Genomic DNA, 19169 nt, shown 5'->3' with positions numbered 1-19169 from the left:
AATCGCAGGAAACTTCGTCGTGCCCGGAGCGTGGTCTCCACGACCTGTTCAACGGTCTGCCGTGGCAGAAATGGAAACGCCGCTCATGCGGCGCCCACGGACCCCGCGTTTTCGACTGCTCGTGTGGAGGTTCGCCCCTGGCACCGCGACGACCGACGGCACTGGGTGATTGCCGGGGCCCGGTACGTGATCGAGGAGCGCTTCCAGACCGCGAACGCCACGTTGCGGCTGAGAGGCCATCGTGCCGGCAGTTGCCCGGGCAGGCGGCCCCTGTCCGCGGACCGGCGGCCGGTCCATGGTGAACGGCGAGGGCGGGCGCGGAGTCCATCCGCGCCCGCCCCCGTCGCCTTGAGCGGATCAGGCGAGCAGTTCCACCTCCGCCAGGGTCGACTCGGTGTCCAGGACCAGGCGGTACTGGGTGTAACCGCCCGGAGAGGCGACCGAGAAGGCCCGGGTCTGGCGGTCCCAGGCGAAGGACTCACCGGAGCGCTTGTCGAGGGTCTTCCAGTGCGTGCCGTCCGAGGAGCCCTGGAGGGTCCAGCCGGTGGGGGCCTTGGAGCGGTCCGACGACGAGGTCAGCGTGTACTGGACGGCCTTGGTGCGGCCGTCCACCGGAAGGTCGACGGTCGTGGCCGCCGCGTCCGTCGCCGAGGTGTTGTCGAACAGGGCGCCGTCGCCCTTGAGGGCGTCCGCTCGGGGCGCGGGCACCTTGTCGTCGTGGGTGATCGACACCGGCGCGGCGTTCTTGCCGGTGCCCCACGACGAGGGCTTCGGGCCCATGGCGAACTCCAGCACACCGCCCTTGGCCAGGAGCGAGTGCGGAAGCGAGGTCGACGTCCAGGAGCGGCCGTTGACCTCGAGGCCCTGCACGTACACGTTGCGCGTGCTGTTCTTGGGCGCCTTGACGACCAGGTCCTTGCCGTTCTCCAGGTGGACGGTCGCCTTGGTGAACAGCGGGGAGCCGACGGCGTACTCGCCGCTGCCCATCACCAGGGGGTAGAAGCCGAGCGCGGAGAAGAGGAACCAGGCAGACTGCTCGCCGTTGTCCTCGTCGCCGTGGTAGCCCTGCCCGATGGCGCTGCCCGTGTAGAGGCGGGAGAGCACCTCGCGGACGTTCTTCTGCGTCTCCCAGGGACGGCCGGCCGCGTCGTACATGTACGTGACGTGGTGGGCCACCTGGTTGGAGTGCCCGTACATGCCCATCCGCACGTCCCGGGCCTCCGTCATCTCGTGGATGACGCCGCCGTAGGAGCCGACGAACTCGGGCGAGGCGGTCTCCGGGGTGGAGAAGTACCCGTCGAGCTTCTCCGCGAGACCGTCGCGGCCGCCGTACAGGTTGGCCAGGCCCCGGCTGTCCTGCGGGGCGGTGAAGGCGTAGCCCCAGCCGTTCGTCTCGGTGTAGTCGTAACCCCACACCCGCGGGTCGTACTTCGCGGAGTCCACCCGCCAGTCGCCCTTGGCGTCACGCCCCTGGAAGAAGCCCGCCTGCGGGTCGAAGAGGTTGACGTAGTCCTGGGCGCGGTTGAGGAAGTACGCGGACTCCTCCTTGTAGCGCTTCTTGCCGGTCTTCTCGTAGAGGGCCTTGCCCATCTCGGCGATGCCGTAGTCGTTGAGGTAGCCCTCCAGCGCCCACGACAGGCCCTCGTGGGTGTCGGTGCTCGTGTAGCCGAGGAAGGGGGAGGTCGCCATCCCCTTGCGGCCCACGCCCGACTGCGGCGGGACGACGGTCGCGTTCTTCACGGCCGCGTCGTACGCCGCCTCGGCGTCGAAGTTCACGCCCTTGACGTAGGCGTCGGCGAAGGCGACGTCCGAGGACGTGCCCGTCATCAGGTCCGCGTAGCCGGGGGACGACCAGCGCGAGGTCCAGCCGCCGTCCTTGTACTGCTGCACGAACCCGTCGACCATCTCACCCGCCTGACTGGGAGTCAGGAAGGAGTACGCCGGCCACGTCGTCCGGTAGGTGTCCCAGAAGCCGTTGTTGACGTAGACCTTGCCGTCCACGATCTTCGCGCCGGTGTGGGTCGGGGTGTCGGGACCGGGCATCGCGGAGAACGGGGACGCGTACTGGTACTTCGACCCCACCTTCTCGAAGCCGGAGTTGGGGTACAGGTACAGCCGGTACAGGCTGGAGTAGAGGGTCGTCAGCTGGTCCGTGGTGGCACCCTCGACCTCGACGCGGCCCAGCAGCTCGTCCCACTGCTTCTGCGCGCGCTTCTTCACCGTCTCGAAGGAGGTGCCGCCCGGGATCTCCTGGCGCAGGTTGTCCTTCGCCTGGTCGATGCTGATCAGGGAGGTGGCCAGCCGCAGCGACACGGTGCGGTCCTCGCCGGCGTCGAAGCGCAGGTATCCCTTGACGCCGCTCGACGTGCCCTCGGTGACGGGCGCGTCGAACTCGCCGTACAGGAACAGCCGGGTGGCGCCGGTGGACAGCCCGGACTTCACGTCGGAGTAGCCGGTGAAGGTGCCGGTCTCCTTGTCGAGCGTCAGGCCCGCCTGCTCGGTGACGTTGTCGAAGAGCACGCTCGCGTCGTCACCGGGGTAGGTGAAGCGGAGCACGGCCGCGTGGTCGGTCGGGGCCATCTCCGTCTTCAGGCCGTTCTCGAACCTCACGCCGTAGTAGTAGGGGCGCGCCGTCTCGTTCTCGTGCCGGAAGGCCAGGGCCCGTGCGCCGCGCGCCGTGTCCGGGGTGCCGGAGGCGGCCGACGGCATCACCTGGAAGGTCTGCCGGTCGCCCATCCAGGGGCTGGGCTCGTGGCTGGCGCTGAACGCCTGGATCGTGGGCAGGTTGTCGGAGTTGTTCGCCTTGGCGTAGTCGTACAGCCAGTTGAGGGTGCCCGCGTTGGTCACCGGCGTCCAGAAGTTGAAGCCGTGCGGCACGGCCGTGGCCGGGAAGTTGTTGCCGCGCGAGAAGCTGCCGCTGGAGTTGGTCCCGCGGGTCGTCAGCGCGTAGTCCGACAGGTGCGCCTTCCGCTTCTCCTGCGCGAGCGGCTCCAGCGTCACGTCGTCCAGCCAGCCGCGGAACTTCGCCGGGCCCTTGGGGGAGTCGTACGCCACCAGGATGCGGTCGACGGTCTTGCCCGCGGCGACCGACCCGATCCGGGAGACGACGTCGTTCCACTGGTTGACGTAGAGCACCTTGGCCGCGCCCTGCCCCTGCGGGGTGAGCGCGAAGCCGTGCTCGTCGGTGGCGCCCAGACGGCTGAGGTAGGTGCCGTCGGTGAAGACCAGGTCCACCGAGACGTTGGTGGCGTCGTAGTCGCGGTCGCCGTCCGCCATCGACGGGTAGATCCGGTACGACAGCGCGGTGTCCCGGCGGACGGGCACGTCGACGTCGAAGACCTTGTTGTACGAGTACGCCCTGCCGTCGCCGGTGTGCCGGCCCGCGTAGCGCAGCGCCCGCGTACCGGTGAAGCCGGCACCCGACTTCGCCGTCGGCGAGCCGCTCGGGCCGCGGTCGACGAGCGAGAGCATGTCCTGCGGCACCGGGTCGCCGGTGGAGCCCGTGGACAGCTGCAGGTCGGCCAGCTGCGTGATGCCCGACGCGCCGTTGTTCCTGGATATGTCGATCCGGAAGTGCTGGTACTCGGCGGGCTCAGCGAGGTCGTACGACTTCGTCTGGAACCGCTCGGGGAAGGACTCGCCGGAGCGGGTGTCCAGGGTCTTCCAGTCCTTGCCGTCGGTGGAGCCCTGCAGGGTCCAGTCGCGCGGGTCGCGTTCCGCGGCGTCGTTGGCGGACGTCAGGGCGTAGGTGACGACCTTCGCGGGGCCGTCGAGGTCGAACTCCACCCAGCCGGTGGGCTGGAAGACCAGCCACTTGGTCCCCGGCTCGGCGTCGACGAGGTTCTCCTTCACCTCGCCCGAGTCCGTGTACTCGCCGTTGGCGCGGATGTCGGTGACGTGGTCGTTGAGGTTGCCGGGGATGCCGGTGCTGTAGCCACCGTCCACACCCGAGGCCCGCTTGGACCCGTCCGCCGCGGTGTCCACCGTGTTGCGCCAGTCGGGCGCCGGATCGCCCGACTCGAACGACGACGCGAAGGTGTCGACGTGCGACCCCGGTTCGGGCACGGCGACCGCCGCCTGCTGCGTGGCCGCGGCCAGGGCGAGGGCGGTCACCAACACGACCGCCGAGGAACTCCATCTGTGCCGGGCAGCTCTCTGCTGCATATGCGCGAGCACCCTTTCTGCGCCTAGACAACGTTGTCAAGTTCGCTGTGCAAGGGCCAGTAGGGGGTCAAGGCACCGGTGGTGTCAAGGGTGTTGGTGTGACTTTCGGACCGGTGGGGGTCGCGGACACCCCCCACGGCCCGGCGCGGCGGGTGTGAAGGGGCGTCGAACCCGCGGCGGAGGTGCCGTCACGTCAGGGCCGGACGCGTGGGGGTACGGCGGCCGCGTCGGCGTCCCGGCCGGCTCCGGGAGAGGGGAGGCCGCCGGGGCCCGGTGCGGACCGGGCCCCGGCGACGGCGGGCCGTCAGACCAGGTCGGGGCGCTGCCACTCCTCGCCCAGCACGTGGTGGGCGAGGAAGCCGAGCACCGTCGCGTACCACAGGCGGACGTTGTTGGGCTTGAGGATCCAGTGGCCCTCGTCGGGGAAGTACAGGAACTTCGCCGGGACCTCGAACCGCACCAGGTCGTTCCAGAGCGCCAGGCCCTCGCCGATCGGCACCCGGTAGTCCTTGTCGCCGTGGATCACCAGCATCGGCGTGGTGATCTGCGCGGCCCGCAGGTGCGGGGACTCGCGCTCGTACCGCTCGGTGCTGACCAGCGGGTCGCCCTGGCGCCGCATCCAGTACGCCGGGAAGTCCGTGACCTGCGCGAAGCTGTACATGTTCCACAGGCTCGCGTGGGTGACGATCGCCTTGAAGCGGTCGGTACGGGTGGCGATCCAGTTGGCCATGTAGCCGCCGTACGAGCCGCCCATCATCGCGGTGCGCCCGCCGTCCAGGTCGTCCCGCAGCAGCGCGGCGTCGGTCAGCGCCATCACGTCGTCGTACGGGGCGCCGCCCCAGTGCGCCCAGCCGCGCTCGTGCATCTGCTGGCCGTAGCCGGTGGACAGCGCCGGGTCCGGCAGCAGGACCGCGTAGCCCGCGGCGGCCGCGACCCACGGGCTCCAGCGCCAGTGCCAGGCGTTCCAGCTGGTCTGCGGGCCGCCGTGCACCCACAGCAGCAGGGGCGCCGGAGTGCCGGCGCTCGCGCCGTCCGGCAGCACCAGCCAGGCCCGCAGGGCCGTCCCGTCCTCGGCGGTGGTGTGCACCTCGGTGAGGCTGCCGGGCAGCACGGTGCCCTGCCCGGGGCAGGGGAGCGAAACGGGCTGCTGCCCGGGCGTCGTGGCGTCGAGCCGCACCGGGAGCGGAGGGCTGTCCACGGCGGAGCGCAGCGCGTACACGGTGCCGCCGTCGGGGCTCACCACCACGTCCGAATACGTACCGGACGCGGTGAGCGCGACCAGTTCGCCGCTGCCGGTGGAGAGCCGGAAGACCGGGCCGTGACCGCCCTCGTCGGCGGCGAAGTACACCACCGGGGCACCGTCCTGACCGGGAACCGGGGAGACGACCGGGGAACCCGGCCACTGGCCGAAATCAGGCAGCAGGTCGCGTCCGGGGTCCTGGTCGTCCGTGGCGCTCGTCAGCCACAGCGTGACGTCACCGGGGGCCTCCCAGGTGACACGCCGCCGTCGGGCGCACACCAGGTCCCGGCCGTCCGGGGTGAACGCCGGGGCGCCGAACTCCGCGTCGGGGGACTCCAGCATCCGCAACGGCTTGCCCGTCTCGGCGTCCGCGACGACGACCACGGAGCGGACCTCGTCGGGGAGGGTGCCCACGGCCGTCGCGTACGCGACCAGCGAGCCGTCGGGGGAGAGCGCCACACCCTCGGCGAAGGCGGCCCGGCGCGCGCCGCAGTCCACGAGGGCGGGCTGCTCCGCGGTGGCGTCCGCGACGGTGAACATGTGCGGGACGCCGGGACCCAGGTCGTGGTCCCAGTACCGCACCGGCACCGACTCGTGCAGGATCGCCGAGACCTTGGCCTTCCGGCGGGCCTCGCGCAGCCGCTCGTCGTGCTCCGCGTCGGCCGCGCCGGGCAGCAAGGAGGCCCCCAGGGCGACCCGGGAGGCGCCGGTGGCCGTCGCGTACTCGCCGATCCCGCCGGGCCTGGCCAGCAGTTGTGCCGCCTCGCCGCCGCCGGCCGGCAGGCTCCACAGCGCCGCCTCCTGCCGGTCGTCCTCGCCGTCGCCGGGGTCGGCGACCGGACGCGAGGACAAGAAGAGCAGGGTGCCGTCGGGCAGGAACCCCGGGGCGGACTCGCCGCGCCCCGAGCGGGTGAGCCGCCGCGCCGGACGCTCCCCGGCCGGGTCCACCTCCCACAGGGCACCGATGAACCGGGTGCGGTCGGCGGACAGTTCCTGCACCGACGTCACCAGACGGGTCCCGTCCGGTGACAGCGCGAGCGAGGAGACGCGGGGCAGCGCGAGGAACGCCGCCAGGTCGTGGAATGCAGTGGATTCGGGCATGAGGATCATCCTGAATCCCCGGGGCCGCCCCGCACCAGTGCCCCCGGCGGCAAATCGCGGTCAAAGACGCAGGCAGCGGCGGCCCACGACGACCGTCGGCGGCCCGTCGCGACCACCCGCGCCGGGAGGCGGCCCGCCCGTTCGCTACAACCCTCGGCGAACGTCAGGTGTCTTCCGGGTGACGGAACAGCGGGCGTTGCCGGCCGGACGCCACCCGACCGCGGGCGATTCGACGCGGGTTCGGGGGACGCCGAGGGCAACCCAGGAGACCATGGAGGTTCTTCTGTGCGTCACAACAAGAGCGCGGCCCTCGCGGCCGCGGCACTCCTCACCCTCGGCGGCGGCGCGCTCCTCACGGCCCCCGCCGCACAGGCGGCGGTGCCCTTCCCGTCGATCGGGTGGCAGCAGCGCAACTGCGACTTCGACGGCAACGGGTACGACGACGTGCTGATCGGCGCCCCCGGCGCCACCGTGTCCGGGGCCAAGGGCGCCGGGTACGTCACCGTGCAGTACAGCGGGTCAGGCGGCCTCAGCACCACCAAGAGATCCGTCCTCAGCCAGAGCACCTCGGGCGTCGCGGGCGCCGCCGAGGCGGGCGACGGTTTCGGACAGGCCGTGGCCACCGGCGACCTGGACAACGACGGCTACGACGACGCGATCGTCGGCATCCCCGGCGAGGACCTGGGGGCGCTCTCCGACGCCGGCGGTGCCGTCGTCTTCTGGGGCTCCCCGACCGGTCTGCACGGCGCCGACAGCTTCTGGCTGGAGGATCCCGACCAGCCGCGGGCCGGCGCGAACTTCGGGCGGGCGGTAGAAGCCGCCCGGTACTTCGCCCCGGATCCTTCGGCCCCCGACGCCAACCTGCGCGACAGCATCGCCGTCCTGGAGAACGACTCCCTGCTCTTCTTCACCGCCCAGCCGGGAACCGCCGCGCCGCTCCTGCGGCAGGCGGACCGGGGAGTCCGCGCCCTGGAGCGCACGGCCCAGGACACCGGCCTCGCCCTGCGGAGCCTGAGCCACGGCAACTACAACGAGGACTCCTGGGCCGACCTGGCGATCTCCGGGGTGACCACGGGCGACCGGCCCGGGGTCGGCGTCACCCAGGTCCTGCACGGCGCACCCGGCGTCGAGGACCTCGGCGACGGCGGCACCTTCGAGGGCGGACCCGCGGTCGCCTCCGGCGACTTCAACCACGACGGCCAGGACGACCTGGCCATCGGCGACACGGGCACCGGTTCGGCACTCGGCGGATCCGTCACCGTCCACCTGGGCAGGGGCGACCTGTCGGGCCTCGACCCCACCCCGGCGCAGACATGGACCCAGGACTCGGCCGGCGTCCCCGGCGTCGCCGAGGCGGGAGACCGCTGGGGCGCCGAACTGTCCGCCGGCGACACCAACGGCGACGGCCTCCCCGACCTGGCCATCGGTGCCCCCGGTGAGGACATCGGCTCCGTCGCCGACGCCGGCGCGGTCTGGACCCTGCGCGGCGCACCGGGCGGGCTCACCGCCACGGGAGCGCGCAGCTTCGACCAGAACACCGCGGGCATCCCGGGCGCCGCGGAGGCCTCCGACCGCTGGGGCGGCCAGATCCGGCTGGTCGACGCCGACAGGGACGGCCGCTTCGGCCTCCTCGCGGCGGCCCCGGGCGAGAACACGAACGACGGCTTCGTCTGGGTCGTCCCCGCGTCGTCCTCCGGGCTGGTCGCCCAGGGCACCTGGACGTACGACGGCGCGACCCTGGGCGCTCCCTCGGCCAACGCGCAGTTCGGCGCGGCGATCGACGAGTAGGCGGAAGCACGAGGCAGGGTGTGGCGCCGTGCCCGGCAGGACCGGGTGCGGCGCCACGGTCGCGTCGCAGGGTTCAGGCGGGCGCGCTCGTGTCGCCCGCGTACCGCAGGTCCCGGAGCGGAACGCCGTCGTACTCCTCGACCTGCTCGGCGCCGTCGGGCGAGAACCCGGCGCGTGCGTAGAAGCGCCGTGCGCGGGCGTTGTCGGCCAGCACCCAGAACTCCAGCCGCAGATGGCCGAGTTCGGCCGCCCGGGAGCGCACCGCCGACATCAGCCGGCGCCCGGTGCCGGTGCCGATGCGGTCCGGCCGCACGTAGAGGGCGTAGAGCTCGCAGGCGACGCCTCCGCCGGGCTCCCGGGGCTCCCCGGCGCGCGGTCCGAGGGCCGCCCAGCCGGTCACGACGCCGTCCTCGGTGGCGACGAGGTTCTCCACGCGGTTCCCGGCGGTCGCCAGCCACGTCCTGCGCAGGAACGCGTCCTCCTCGACGCTCATCGCGTCCAGGTAACTCCGCGGCACGATCCCGGCGTACGTCGCCTGCCAGCCCCTCACCCGGATCGTGGAGACGGCGTCGACGTCGTCCATGCGCATGGCCCGCACCTTGATCACGGTGGCATGGTAACCGTGTCGCCGTGCCCCGCGCGGCGGTTAGCATCGCGGCCATGCCGATACCCGAGGAAAGCAGGCGCGCCGAGGGGGCGGACCCCGGTCGGTGGCGCGCCACCGTGGTGGCCCGTCACAGCGCGGTGGGCAGGCCGCCGTACCCGTCGCGGCCGCCCGAGGGGCGACCGCTGGCGCGACGGGACGACCTGCGGACCCAGGGGGCGACCGGGGAGATCAACTGCGTCGACGTCTCGGGACGGACGCGCTGGACCCATGCGTGCGCCGGCCGTCCCAACGCCGCGCACGTCGCCGGGGGCAGGGTGCTGGTCACCACGGACTCCCTGGAGTACACGCCCTGGGGGTTCCTCGGTCCTGCCCTGCTGCTCGACCTGGCGGACGGCACCCTGGTCGCCGAACTGCGCGGGGAGCACGGTGCCGCGCTGCGCGGGGGACGGTTCGTGCTCGGCCTGGCGGGCTACGACTTCTTCGACACCTGGGAGTACGACCGTGACGGCGCCGCCGTGGACTCCTGGCGCAGTTACGGCCATTACGTCGTCGGCACCGGCATCCGGGTCGTCGAGGCCGACCGGAGCCACCCCACCAGGAGCCACGTGGTCCGGCTGCTGCCCGGTGGCGTGATCGAGCGCGGTCCCCGGCTCTCCGGCCCGGTGACGCCTCGGCCGGTGGTGCTGGAGGACGGGACGATCCTGGTGCTCGACGCAGGGGTGCTCCGTGCCGTCGACCGCCGCCTCGACGGCACCGTCCTCGCCGAACTGCTGGCGATCGCCCCCGACAAGGCGTCCGGCCACATCAGCTCGCTGCGCCGCGACGGCGACCGCCTCACCGCGGTCATCGCCGCACCCCGCCCGGGCCACCCCACCACGCACACCGTCCACACCTGGACCCTCGCGCTCCACCAGGGGGACGCACCCGCGGAGCACCGATGACCGTGGACGCGCAGCACGCGAGCTCTCCCGTGTCGACGGCCGGACCTCTCGCCCGACGACCCTGACGTCCGGGCGCGCTGCCTTGACGCCTTCGGCCGAACCGTCGTGCGGGCCGTTGTACGCGATTCGATCACGCTGTTATGCTGCGGTCGCGTCCTCGATGGACAAAGGAGGTGGGAACCGTGAGCCAGCCGACTCTCATGTGCTCCCACCCCGTTCCGAGGGCGCCGAGGATCTGAACGGGAGCACGTCGCCTCCCGGAAGGACCTCGCGTGACCGATCTGGTCATCCGCCCCCTCGCTCCAGGCGAGGAAGCGCTTTTCGAATCCATGCCCGATCCCGGTCTGGTCGGCTTCGCCGCCTTCGGTGAAACCTACGGTGGGATGGCCGCCGCCGGTGAGTACCGCCCCGAGTGGACCTGGGTGGCCCTGCGCGACGGCGTCGTCGTCGCGCGCGCGGCATGGTGGGCCGGGCCGAAGGACGCCAGCCCGCTCGCCCTGGACTGGTTCGACTTCACCGACGCCGGTGCGGCCGTGGAACTGCTCCGCACCTCGCCGCTGCGTGCCCAGTACTCCCTCAAACTGCGACCCGGCTGGCGCGACGTCCCTCGGGTCCGGGAGCAGGCCGAGGCCCGGATCGACGCGGCCGTCGCGGCCGGGCTGTCCCCGTTGGTCGAGCGCTTCCGCTACCGCTGGACGCCGGAATGCGGCGTGCCTGCGCGCCCGGGCCGCCTGGAATTCCGTCCCGAGCCCGACGACGCGGCATTCCTCGACGTCTTCCGCCGCATCCACCGGGGCAGCCTCGACGCCCATGTGCGCCGCACCGTCGCCACCTCCGGGCTCGAGGCGGCCGCCCAGGAAGAACTGGACTATTTGCGCTGGTTGCCGAGCCCGCGCGAGTGGTGGCGCCTGGCCTACGACTCCGCGGGGGAACTCGTCGGACTGAGCGTCCCCGGCCGCCACTACGGGGATCCCCTCATCGCCTACATCGGCGTGGTGCCCGAGCACCGCGGCGACGGATACGCCTACGACCTGCTCGTCGAGGCGACGCACAAGCTCGCCGACGAGGGCGTGGACCGCATCGTGGCGGGGACGGACCGGACCAACGTGCCGATGGCCGCGCACTTCGCCAGGGCCGGTTACCCGATCGCCCAGGAACGCATCGACCTGGTCTGGCCCTGACCCCGCTCGACGGAAGGCGCGGTGCGGGACCCGGGTGTACGACCGGGTCCCGCACCTCCGGGGAGCGGCGTCAGTACCCGAGCTCCTTCCTCGTGTCCTCCCAGAGCCGTTCGGCCGACGCCTCGTCGATCGCCCACGCGGCGACGCCGGTCCCGCCCGCCGTGGGTTCGGGCTGGAGCTCGGCCGGGCGGCAGTCCTCGAAGTAGCGGCCGGTCACGCCGTCGACCAGGGGTGAGGCGGCCAGGAGCACCTGCGTGGCCGCGCCCTGCTGCGGGGTCTTCCAGCCCGGCGGGACGTCCAGCTTCCGGCCCGCCTCGTCCGTGGCGCCCACGAACCGCAGTTGCTCCTCGCTCAGGTGGCGCTGCAGGTTGGTCATGATGCCGCCCGGGTGGAGCGCGTTGGCGGTGATGCCGTCGGCCGCCCAGTGCCCGGCGAGCGCGACGGTGAAGAGGATCGCGGCCGACTTCGACTGGCCGTACGCCGTCCACGCCTCGTAGGGGCGGTGGGCGAAGTGGATGTCGTCGAAGTCGACCGGGGCCATCAGGTGCGCGGACGAGCCGACCATGACGACCCGGGCGCCACCGGCCGCGCGCAGCGCCGCGTGGAGGCCGAGCGTGAGGGCGGCGTGGCCGGTGAAGTTGACGGCGTACTGCGTCTCCCGCCCCTGCGGGGTGAGGGTGAGCTCCGGTACGGCCATCACGCCCGCGTTGTTGACGAGGATGTGCAGTGGCCCGGTCCAGCCTTCTGTGAAGGCGCGCACGCTGTCGAGGTCGGCCAGGTCGACCCGGGCGACGTGGACGCCGTCGCGCCCGGTCTCCCGGCGGATGCGGTCGGCGGCGGGGCCGGCTGCCTGCGGGTCGCGTACGGCGAGGGTCACATCCGCACCCGCCCCGGCCAGGGCCAGGGCCGTCTCCAGCCCGATGCCCGACGCGCCGCCGGTGACGACGGCGCGTTTGCCGGAGAGGTCGACGTCGCGTACGACGTCCGCCGCGGTGGAGTGCGCCCCGAAGGGGATGCCGGTGACGAGTGACATGGGTTCTTCCTGCTTTCGGGTAAGCAACCAACCGGATGGTTTAAATGTAGGCCGCGAGATCCGCACATGCAACCATCTGGTTGGTTGCATTGGTGCCGCTACGGTGATCACGGCCCGTGCCGCGAACCGCGCAGCCCCGCCCGACCTGCATCTCTTAGGCTGTCGCCATGGCTTATGACTCTGCCGCCACGCGGGCGCGCCTCATCGAGGCCGCGTACGGCGAATTCGTCGCGCACGGGCTCGCCGGGGCCCGGGTCGACCGGATCGCCAAGGCCGCGCCGGCCAACAAGCAGGCCATCTACGCCTACTTCGGTTCGAAGGACGAGCTCTTCGACGCCGTGCTCGAAGCCCGGCTCCGCGTGCTGGCCGACGTCGTGCCGTTCACCCCGGACGACCTGGCCGGGTACGCGGGCGCGCTCTTCGACGTCTTCAGCGACGACCCGGACCTGGTCAAGCTGACCCAGTGGAAGGCCCTCGAGCGTCCCGAGGCCTCGGCCATGGAGCGGGACAACCACCTGGGCAAGGCCCAGGCGGTCGCCGACGCCCACGGCGTCGGCCTCGAAGCGGGCATGGACGCGCTGATGGTCGCGCTGTCCGCCGCGCAGGCGTGGGTCGCCACGCCCGCGAGCATCCGCAATCCGGGGGACGACGACGAGACGGCCCGGCGCGACCGGCACCGCGCGGCGGTCGTGGCGGCCGTCGGCGCGATGACCGGGCGCCTCCTTCTGCCCGCCGCCGGCTGACCTCACCCGTCGGCGGTCACAGCTGCGCCTCGCAGGCCTCCAGCCTGGCGAGCAGGCTCGCCAGGGCGTCGTTCCACCGCTCGGTGCCCCGCTGTTCCTCCAGGAGGGCGCGCAGCGCACGGACCTCGTCGGCGGCGAAGGACTCGTGACCGGGGTTGTACTCGAACTGCAGGAACGCGATCCGCAGCTCGAAGTACCGGGAGGGGTCAGCGTCGTGGAGCCACCGGTTCAGGGCCAGTGCCGCGGCGCCTTCCATCCGGGCGCACCGGAGGCCGACCGACGGCTCCAGGACGAACTCGACCGTGGAAACGCCGCCGGGCGTGATGAGGCACATCCGCGCCGGGGCCGGCCCGCTCCGGACCATGCCGAACGACGCCGCGTGCCCTGGGTCTTCCGGCGTGTCAGCCATCTCTGCTCTCGCCTCTTCCGATCCGGTGGGGGATGGGCGAGGTCCCGCGCCGGGGTTGCGGCGCGGGCCCTCGCACTCATCAACAACCGGGAGCGCCGGGTCATACCCGATGCGGCGGGCGAGATCGCGGGGCCCGTGCGGGGTCAGGAGCCGGGGGGCCGTCCGGCGAGTCCGGTGACCTGCCGGCGCAGCACGTCCCACGCCGCGGGGTGGAGCGCGGCGAGGTCCGTCTCCTCCAGCGCGTGCAGGGCCGCTGCGGTGCCGCCGTCGAACGGGGCACTCGCGCAGAGCACTTCGTAGCCGTCACGGACGGCGACGCGCAGACGGTGCCCGTCGTCGGCGGCGTGCACCGCGGCGGCGACGACGAGGGGCGGAGGTCCGCCCGCCTCGCCGGACTGCTTCTCGTAGGTGCTCACCAGCGGCTCCCGCCAGCGGATGCCGAGCAGGAGGTGCTGCTTGGCCACGGCCTCGGCCAGATCGGTCTCGTGGGTGCGGTCCGGCTCCAGCGTGATCGCGCGGGCGTCGAGGACGAGGGCGGCGGGCAGCAGGCAGCGCAGGGTGCTGCCGACGAGGTTGCCGCCGACGGTGGCCGTCCGCCGCACGGCGCCGGTGCCCACACCGGCGGCCGCCCGTCGCAGCACCTCCGGAACCCGGTCGTCGATCCGGTTCAGCACCACCGCCGCGCCCAGCGCCTCGCGTCCGACCGTGTTGGCCTCCGGCAGATCGCGCAGCGACATGGCCTGCTCGGGGAAGCCGTCGCGCTGCCAGGTGGCCCACACGAGCGTCGCCCCGCCGACGGGCACCGCCCCCTGAGCCATGAACTCCTGTGCTTCGGGCACGGACGTGGGCAGATGCAGCAGCACGGCAGTCGACCCGCCTTCCGGGAGTCGGCGACCGGACGGTGCGCGCCGGTCGCTTGATCGCTTGCGTTACGCATTCTCCCCGTACCCGAGGGAGCGCGTACAGGGCTCAACTGTTCCCTTTGTGCGCCCTCCGTGCGCGAAGTGCTGCGCGTGCGCGGGGCCGAGGCGGCGTTCCCGTCCCGCGGCGTGGGTCAGGCGTCCTCGTGGCGTGCCTCGTGCCGCCAGAACCCGGAGAAGGTGATGCGGTCCTTGGGGAGGCCGGCGCGGTGCAGGTGCCGGCGTCCCTTGGTGGCGAGGCTCTGCTCGCCGACGACGAAGGCGTACCCGGTGGCGTCCACCGGGGTGTGCCCCCGCAGTTCGGCGAGTGCGACGGAGCCGGGGACCGCGTGCGGGTCGTCGCGCACGACCCAGGTGACGGCGATCCCCGGGGGCGCGTCGAGGTCGCGCCGGTCGTCCGGGGTGGGGATCTCCTGGATCAGCCGGCCCACGGTGCCGCGGGGGAGGGAGCGCAGGATGCCCGTGGCGGCGGGCATGCCGCTCTCGTCGGCCACGACGAGGACCTCGGAGGCGTCCTCGGGGCAGTCGAACATGACGCCCTGGTCGAGGAGCGCCAGCGCGTCCCCGGGCCGGGCGCCGCAGGCCCATATCGCGGCACGGCCCTCGAGTTCGCCGTCCGGGGTGCGGTGCACCACGAACTCGATGTCCATTTCGGCCGCTTCGGGACGGAACGCGGCGACGGTGTAGTTCGAGTAGTGCGGACGCTCGGCCGTGGGGATGGCGAGGTAGGGCTGCCACCAGCGTGCCCCGGAGAACTCGGGCAGCCGCAGGGCGTCCTGGTGGGGGAGCTGCATGAAGAGGCGGAACCAGTGGTCGTAGCCCAGCCACGGGAAGTCGGCGAGGTCCGCGCCCCTGACGGTCACGCGGTGCAGGGAGGGGGAGACCCGCTCGGTCCTGACGACCTCGGCGCGGAACATCCTGGGGTTCTGCGGCATGAGCCGCGCGGTCTTCGCCATGCAGGGAAGGTTAGCCTAAGTTACCGAAGTGAGAGGGGGGTGGTTCGGGCAGAGATTAGGTTAGGCTAACCTTCGTTTGTGAGTTCTACGGAAGAGACTGCCGCGGCCTCAACCCTGCGCGGTCACCGGCTGACGGCGTACGACGTGACCGTGTCGTACGACGGGGTCGACGTCGTCCATGACGCGGCGATCACCCTCCGGCCCGGTGAGGTGACCGCCCTGGTGGGCCCCAACGGCAGCGGCAAGTCGACGCTCCTGCGCACCGTGGCACGCCTGCAGCGGGCCCGCCGCGCCACGTTGACGATCGACGCGCACGACGGGACCAGCGCCGACGGGCTCGCCCTGACGGCACGTGAGTTCTCCCGCCGGGTGGCCCTGCTGACGCAGGGGCGCCCCACGCCGGGCGGGCTGACGGTACGGGACGTCGTGGAGTTCGGCCGCTACCCCTACCGGGGCCGCTGGGGCCGCCCCGACCCGGACGGCCCGGCCGCGGTGGACCGCGCGCTGGCGCTGACCGGTGTCGCGGACCTCGCCGCCCGGGGCGCCGAGCACCTCTCCGGCGGCCAGCTCCAGCGCGTCTGGCTCGCGAGCTGCCTCGCCCAGGAGACCGGTGTGCTCCTCCTCGACGAGCCCACGACCTACCTCGACCTGCGCTACCAGGTCGAACTGCTGGACCTGATCCGGGACCTGGCCGACGACCACGGCATCGCCGTCGGCGTCGTCCTGCACGACCTGGACCAGGCGGCCGCCGTCGCCGACCGGATCGCCCTGCTGCGGGCGGGCCGGATCGCCGCCGACGGCAGCCCCGAGGACGTGCTGACACCGCAACGCCTCACCGACGCCTACGGGATACGGGTCGAGGTCGACACCGATCCCCTCACCGGCCTGCTGCGCACCCGCGCCGTCGGCCGCCACCACGCACGCAACGAAAGGCCCGTCACCACCCCATGAGACGCTCCATCGTCATCGCCGCCGCTGCCGCCGCACTCGCCCTCGCCGGCTGCGGTACGACCGAGCCGGACGCGGACGGCGCCGCCAAGGACGACACCAAGGGCATCACGCTCACCGACGCGAGCGGAGCCGAGGTCAGCCTCGACGGGCCCGCCGAGAAGGTCGTCGGCACGGAGTGGAACGTCGTCGAGTCCCTCGTGACGCTCGGGGTGGACCCGGTCGGCGTCGCCGACGTCAAGGGCTACGGCACCTGGGACACGGTCGTACCGCTGAAGAACCGGCCCAAGGACATCGGCACCCGCGGCGAGCCCAGCATGGACACCATCGCCTCGCTCTCCCCGGACCTGATCGTCGCCACCACCGACCTCCCGGACGCCGCCGTCAAGCAGCTGAAGAAGATCGCCCCGGTCCTCGAGGTGCGTTCCGCCGACGCCGCCGACCCGGTCGGACGGATGAAGGAGAACCTCGACCTCATCGCCGAGGCGACCGGCACCACCGCCAAGGCCGACGAGGCGAAGAAGGCCTACGACGCCAAGGTCGCCGAGGGGAGGAAGGCCCTCGCCGACGCGGGCCTCGCCGGCTCGGAGATCGCCTTCGCCGACGGCTACGTCGCCTCCAACCAGGTCTCCATCCGCCCCTACACCGGCGGCTCCCTCATCGGTGGCGTCAACGAGGCGCTCGGCCTGAAGAACGCCTGGAAGGTCGAGGGCGACAAGGACTACGGCCTGGCCGCCACCGACGTCGAGGGCCTCACCGGCCTCGGTGACGTGCAGTTCGCCTACATCGGCAGCGACAGCGAGGGCAGCGACCCGTTCGCCGACGACCTCGCCGGGAACTCCGTGTGGAAGTCCCTGCCGTTCGTGAAGAAGGGCGAGGTGCACCGGCTGCCCGACGGCATCTGGATGTTCGGCGGCCCGCAGTCGATGGAGTCGTACGTCGACGCCGTCGTCGGCGCCCTGACGAAGTAGCGCGCCGTGGCCGTCACCGCAACGACCCCCGCCACCCGTCCGCACGCGGCCGGCTCCCGGACGGGAGCGGCCGCGGTGACGGCCGCGCTCGTGCTCCTGGTCGCCGTCCTCGCGGTCGTCGACATCACCCAGGGCACCGCGGCCGTCGGCCCTGCCGAGGTCTGGAAGGCCCTGACGGGCGGGGCCGGTCCCGGCGACGCGTCCGTCGTGATCGCCTCGCGCCTGCCCCGCATGACCGCCGGCCTGCTGGTCGGCGCCGCCCTCGGGACCGCCGGCGCGGCCCTTCAGTCCGTCAGCCGCAACGTGCTCGCCGCGCCCGACACCCTCGCCGTGAACGCCGGTTCGTACCTGGCCCTCGGCGTCCTCATGGTCACCGGGACGTCCCTGCCGCTGCTGGCCTCCTCCGGTGTGGCCTTCGCCGGCGGGCTCGCGGCGGCCGCCGTCGTCCTGTCGCTGTCGGGGCTGGGCGCAGGGACCGTGCGCCTCGTCCTGGCCGGCAGCGCGCTCACCCTCGGCCTGACCTCCGTCACCGAGGGGCTGATCCTGCTCTTCCCGCAGCAGACCAACGGCCTCTACCAGTGGAGCCAGGGCAGCATCAGCCAGAACGGCTTCGACGGCGTGGTGCAGATGGCCCCCGTCGCCGTGGCCGGTGTCGCCGGACTGCTGCTCGTGGCCCGGCGCGTCGACGCCCTGGCGCTCGGCGACGACGCCGCCCGCGGCCTCGGCGTCCCCGTCCGCGGCACGCGCGTCACCGTCGTGGTGTGCGCGTCGCTGCTGTCCGCCGCGGCGGTGACCCTTGCCGGGCCCATCGGCTTCGTCGGCCTGTGCGCGCCCGCCCTCGTACGGCCGCTGGCCCGGCGCTTCCGCCCGCTGGTGCGCACCCGCTCCGCACTGCCCGTCATGGGCCTGACCGGCGCGGGCCTGGTGCTCGGCGCGGACGTCCTGCTGCGCGCCGTGGTACCGGCGCAGACCGCCGTCGCGGTCCCCACCGGGGTCGTCACGAGCCTGGTCGGCGCGGTGTTCCTGGTCGTCATGGCGCTGCGGGCCCAGGACTCCGCGGGGGTGGGAGCCCCGGACCGGATGCGGATCCCCGGCCGTGCGGCGTTCCTGGTGACCATGGCCCTCCTCGTCGCCGTACTGGTCGGGCTGACCGTCGCCGGAGTGCTGCTGGGCGACACCAAACTGCTCCTGGGCGACGTGGCGAACTGGGCACAGGGCAGGGCCGGTCAGGCCGTCTCCTTCGTCCTGGACACCCGTGTCCCGCGGGTGCTCGCGGCACTCCTGGCGGGGGCGGCGCTCGCCCTGTCCGGCACGCTGGTGCAGGCCGTCACCCGCAACCCGCTGGCGGAGCCCGGCATCCTCGGCGTCTCGGGCGGCGCCGCGCTCGGCGCCGTGCTCTTCGTCACGACGGTCCCGGTCGCCGGGGCGTGGAGCGTGGCGGGAGCCGCGTTCGCGGGGGCCGCGGTGAGCGCGGTCCTCGTGTTCGGGCTCGCGGCGCGGGGCGGCTTCCAGCGGACCCGGCTGGTCCTCGTCGGCGTCGGCGTGTCCGCGGCCGCGACGGCCCTGATCAGCCTGCTGATCGTGCTCACCGACCCCTTCAACGCGACGAAGGCGCTCACCTGGCTGTCCGGCTCCACCTACGGGCGGACCGTGCCCGACACGCTGCCCGTGGCGGCCGCCCTCGTGCTGGGCCTGGCGGTGGCGGTCGCGCGGCGCACCGAACTCGACCTGCTGTCGGTCGACGAGGACACCCCGGCCCTGCTGGGGCTGCGCCGCGGCCCGGCCCGGCTCGGGTTCCTCGTGACGAGCGTGCTGCTCACCGCGACCGCCGTGGCCGCCGCCGGCACCATCGGCTTCGTCGGGCTGGTCGCCCCGCACGCCGCCCGGGCCCTGGTGGGCCGCCGGCACGTCCGTGTCGTACCGGTCGCGGTGCTCCTGGGCGCCTCGCTGGTCTGCGCGGCGGACCTCCTCGGACGTACCGTCATCGCCCCGGCCCAGATCGGCGCCGGCCTGATGACCGCCGTCATCGGCACGCCGTACTTCCTGCACCTGCTGCTGCGCACGCGGCGCTAGGCCGTGTCGTCAAAGGAGCGCCGGCCGCCCGGAGGGCGGGCCCAGCGGCGTCTGGTGCGGTGCATCGTAAGGCGGAGAGTCGTCCTCGTAGTGG

Annotated in this window: 14 protein-coding genes and 1 pseudogene; 8 read left to right on the top strand and 7 right to left on the bottom strand. The window is 72.9% G+C overall.

Going from position 1 to position 19169, the window contains the following annotated elements; genetic code table 11:
- Window positions 1-35: 35 nt before the first annotated feature.
- Window positions 36-261: pseudogene (locus PV350_RS24680) on the top strand (IS701 family transposase); the annotation flags it as partial.
- 96 nt (window positions 262-357) lie between these two features.
- Here PV350_RS24680 and PV350_RS24675 read toward each other — a convergent pair.
- On the bottom strand, window positions 358-4164 hold the full coding sequence (locus PV350_RS24675) for a GH92 family glycosyl hydrolase (RefSeq protein WP_500336127.1): 3807 nt from the start codon (window positions 4162-4164) through the stop codon (window positions 358-360).
- Window positions 4165-4468: 304 nt separating this feature from the next.
- Window positions 4469-6505, bottom strand: a complete 2037-nt coding sequence (locus PV350_RS24670; protein WP_499516140.1) for a S9 family peptidase — start codon at window positions 6503-6505, stop codon at window positions 4469-4471.
- Window positions 6506-6790: 285 nt separating this feature from the next.
- On the opposite strand from PV350_RS24670, the gene PV350_RS24665 reads away from it, so the two are divergent.
- Window positions 6791-8293 carry an FG-GAP repeat protein gene (locus PV350_RS24665; RefSeq protein ID WP_500336125.1) on the top strand — a complete coding sequence of 501 codons (1503 nt, stop codon included), beginning with the start codon at window positions 6791-6793 and terminating at the stop codon, window positions 8291-8293.
- Window positions 8294-8366: 73 nt separating this feature from the next.
- On the opposite strand, the gene PV350_RS24660 is transcribed toward PV350_RS24665, so the two are convergent.
- Window positions 8367-8900 carry a GNAT family N-acetyltransferase gene (locus tag PV350_RS24660; RefSeq protein WP_499516142.1) on the bottom strand — a complete coding sequence of 178 codons (534 nt, stop codon included), beginning with the start codon at window positions 8898-8900 and terminating at the stop codon, window positions 8367-8369.
- Between the two features lie 53 nt (window positions 8901-8953).
- Between PV350_RS24660 and PV350_RS24655 the strand changes: the two genes are divergently transcribed.
- A complete protein-coding gene (locus tag PV350_RS24655; RefSeq protein WP_500336123.1) occupies window positions 8954-9841 on the top strand; it encodes a hypothetical protein in 888 nt (295 codons plus the stop codon).
- 272 nt (window positions 9842-10113) lie between these two features.
- A complete protein-coding gene (locus tag PV350_RS24650; protein ID WP_500336121.1) occupies window positions 10114-11022 on the top strand; it encodes a GNAT family N-acetyltransferase in 909 nt (302 codons plus the stop codon).
- Between the two features lie 70 nt (window positions 11023-11092).
- Here PV350_RS24650 and PV350_RS24645 read toward each other — a convergent pair whose 3' ends face one another.
- Window positions 11093-12055, bottom strand: a complete 963-nt coding sequence (locus PV350_RS24645; protein ID WP_500336119.1) for an SDR family NAD(P)-dependent oxidoreductase — start codon at window positions 12053-12055, stop codon at window positions 11093-11095.
- Between the two features lie 167 nt (window positions 12056-12222).
- On the opposite strand from PV350_RS24645, the gene PV350_RS24640 reads away from it, so the two are divergent.
- A complete protein-coding gene (locus PV350_RS24640) occupies window positions 12223-12798 on the top strand; it encodes a TetR/AcrR family transcriptional regulator (protein ID WP_499516146.1) in 576 nt (191 codons plus the stop codon).
- Window positions 12799-12814: 16 nt separating this feature from the next.
- Here PV350_RS24640 and PV350_RS24635 read toward each other — a convergent pair whose 3' ends face one another.
- From PV350_RS24635 to PV350_RS24625, 3 genes are all read right to left on the bottom strand, one after another.
- Window positions 12815-13207, bottom strand: a complete 393-nt coding sequence (locus PV350_RS24635; RefSeq protein ID WP_499516147.1) for a hypothetical protein — start codon at window positions 13205-13207, stop codon at window positions 12815-12817.
- A 143-nt stretch (window positions 13208-13350) separates the two neighbouring features.
- Window positions 13351-14070 (bottom strand): FAD binding domain-containing protein, encoded by a 720-nt coding sequence (locus PV350_RS24630; protein WP_499516148.1) that lies wholly within the window; start codon window positions 14068-14070, stop codon window positions 13351-13353.
- A 191-nt stretch (window positions 14071-14261) separates the two neighbouring features.
- Entirely contained in the window at window positions 14262-15083 is an 822-nt protein-coding gene (locus PV350_RS24625) for a siderophore-interacting protein (protein ID WP_499516149.1), read from the bottom strand.
- A gap of 78 nt (window positions 15084-15161) precedes the next feature.
- Here PV350_RS24625 and PV350_RS24620 point away from each other — a divergent pair, with 78 nt between their 5' ends.
- The 3 genes from PV350_RS24620 to PV350_RS24610 are packed head-to-tail and all read left to right on the top strand — an operon-like array spanning window position 15162 to window position 19075.
- Complete coding sequence (locus PV350_RS24620; protein ID WP_500336115.1) at window positions 15162-16034, top strand: ABC transporter ATP-binding protein; 873 nt, start codon at window positions 15162-15164, stop codon at window positions 16032-16034.
- Window positions 16031-17002: an ABC transporter substrate-binding protein gene (locus tag PV350_RS24615; RefSeq protein WP_499516151.1), complete on the top strand. Its 972-nt coding sequence runs from the start codon at window positions 16031-16033 to the stop codon at window positions 17000-17002. Before PV350_RS24620 ends, PV350_RS24615 begins: the two co-directional genes overlap by 4 nt.
- 6 nt (window positions 17003-17008) lie before the next feature.
- On the top strand, window positions 17009-19075 hold the full coding sequence (locus PV350_RS24610) for an iron ABC transporter permease (RefSeq protein WP_500336113.1): 2067 nt from the start codon (window positions 17009-17011) through the stop codon (window positions 19073-19075).
- Window positions 19076-19169: the final 94 nt, after the last annotated feature.

The sequence above is a fragment of the Streptomyces sp. PA03-6a genome (assembly GCF_033792765.1).
In the GTDB taxonomy this organism is placed as follows: Bacteria; Actinomycetota; Actinomycetes; order Streptomycetales; family Streptomycetaceae; genus Actinacidiphila.
Note: the sequence above shows the minus strand (reverse complement) of the source record. Positions and strands in the feature narration are given on the sequence as shown.

Coding starts and splice junctions, on each gene's coding strand:
- PV350_RS24675 (WP_500336127.1), bottom strand. CDS start 4,164: ATGCAGCAGAGAGCTGCCCGGCACAGATGGAGTTCCTCGGCGGTCGTG.
- PV350_RS24670 (WP_499516140.1), bottom strand. CDS start 6,505: ATGCCCGAATCCACTGCATTCCACGACCTGGCGGCGTTCCTCGCGCTG.
- PV350_RS24655 (WP_500336123.1), top strand. CDS start 8,954: ATGCCGATACCCGAGGAAAGCAGGCGCGCCGAGGGGGCGGACCCCGGT.
- PV350_RS24645 (WP_500336119.1), bottom strand. CDS start 12,055: ATGTCACTCGTCACCGGCATCCCCTTCGGGGCGCACTCCACCGCGGCG.
- PV350_RS24640 (WP_499516146.1), top strand. CDS start 12,223: ATGGCTTATGACTCTGCCGCCACGCGGGCGCGCCTCATCGAGGCCGCG.
- PV350_RS24635 (WP_499516147.1), bottom strand. CDS start 13,207: ATGGCTGACACGCCGGAAGACCCAGGGCACGCGGCGTCGTTCGGCATG.
- PV350_RS24625 (WP_499516149.1), bottom strand. CDS start 15,083: ATGGCGAAGACCGCGCGGCTCATGCCGCAGAACCCCAGGATGTTCCGC.
- PV350_RS24615 (WP_499516151.1), top strand. CDS start 16,031: ATGAGACGCTCCATCGTCATCGCCGCCGCTGCCGCCGCACTCGCCCTC.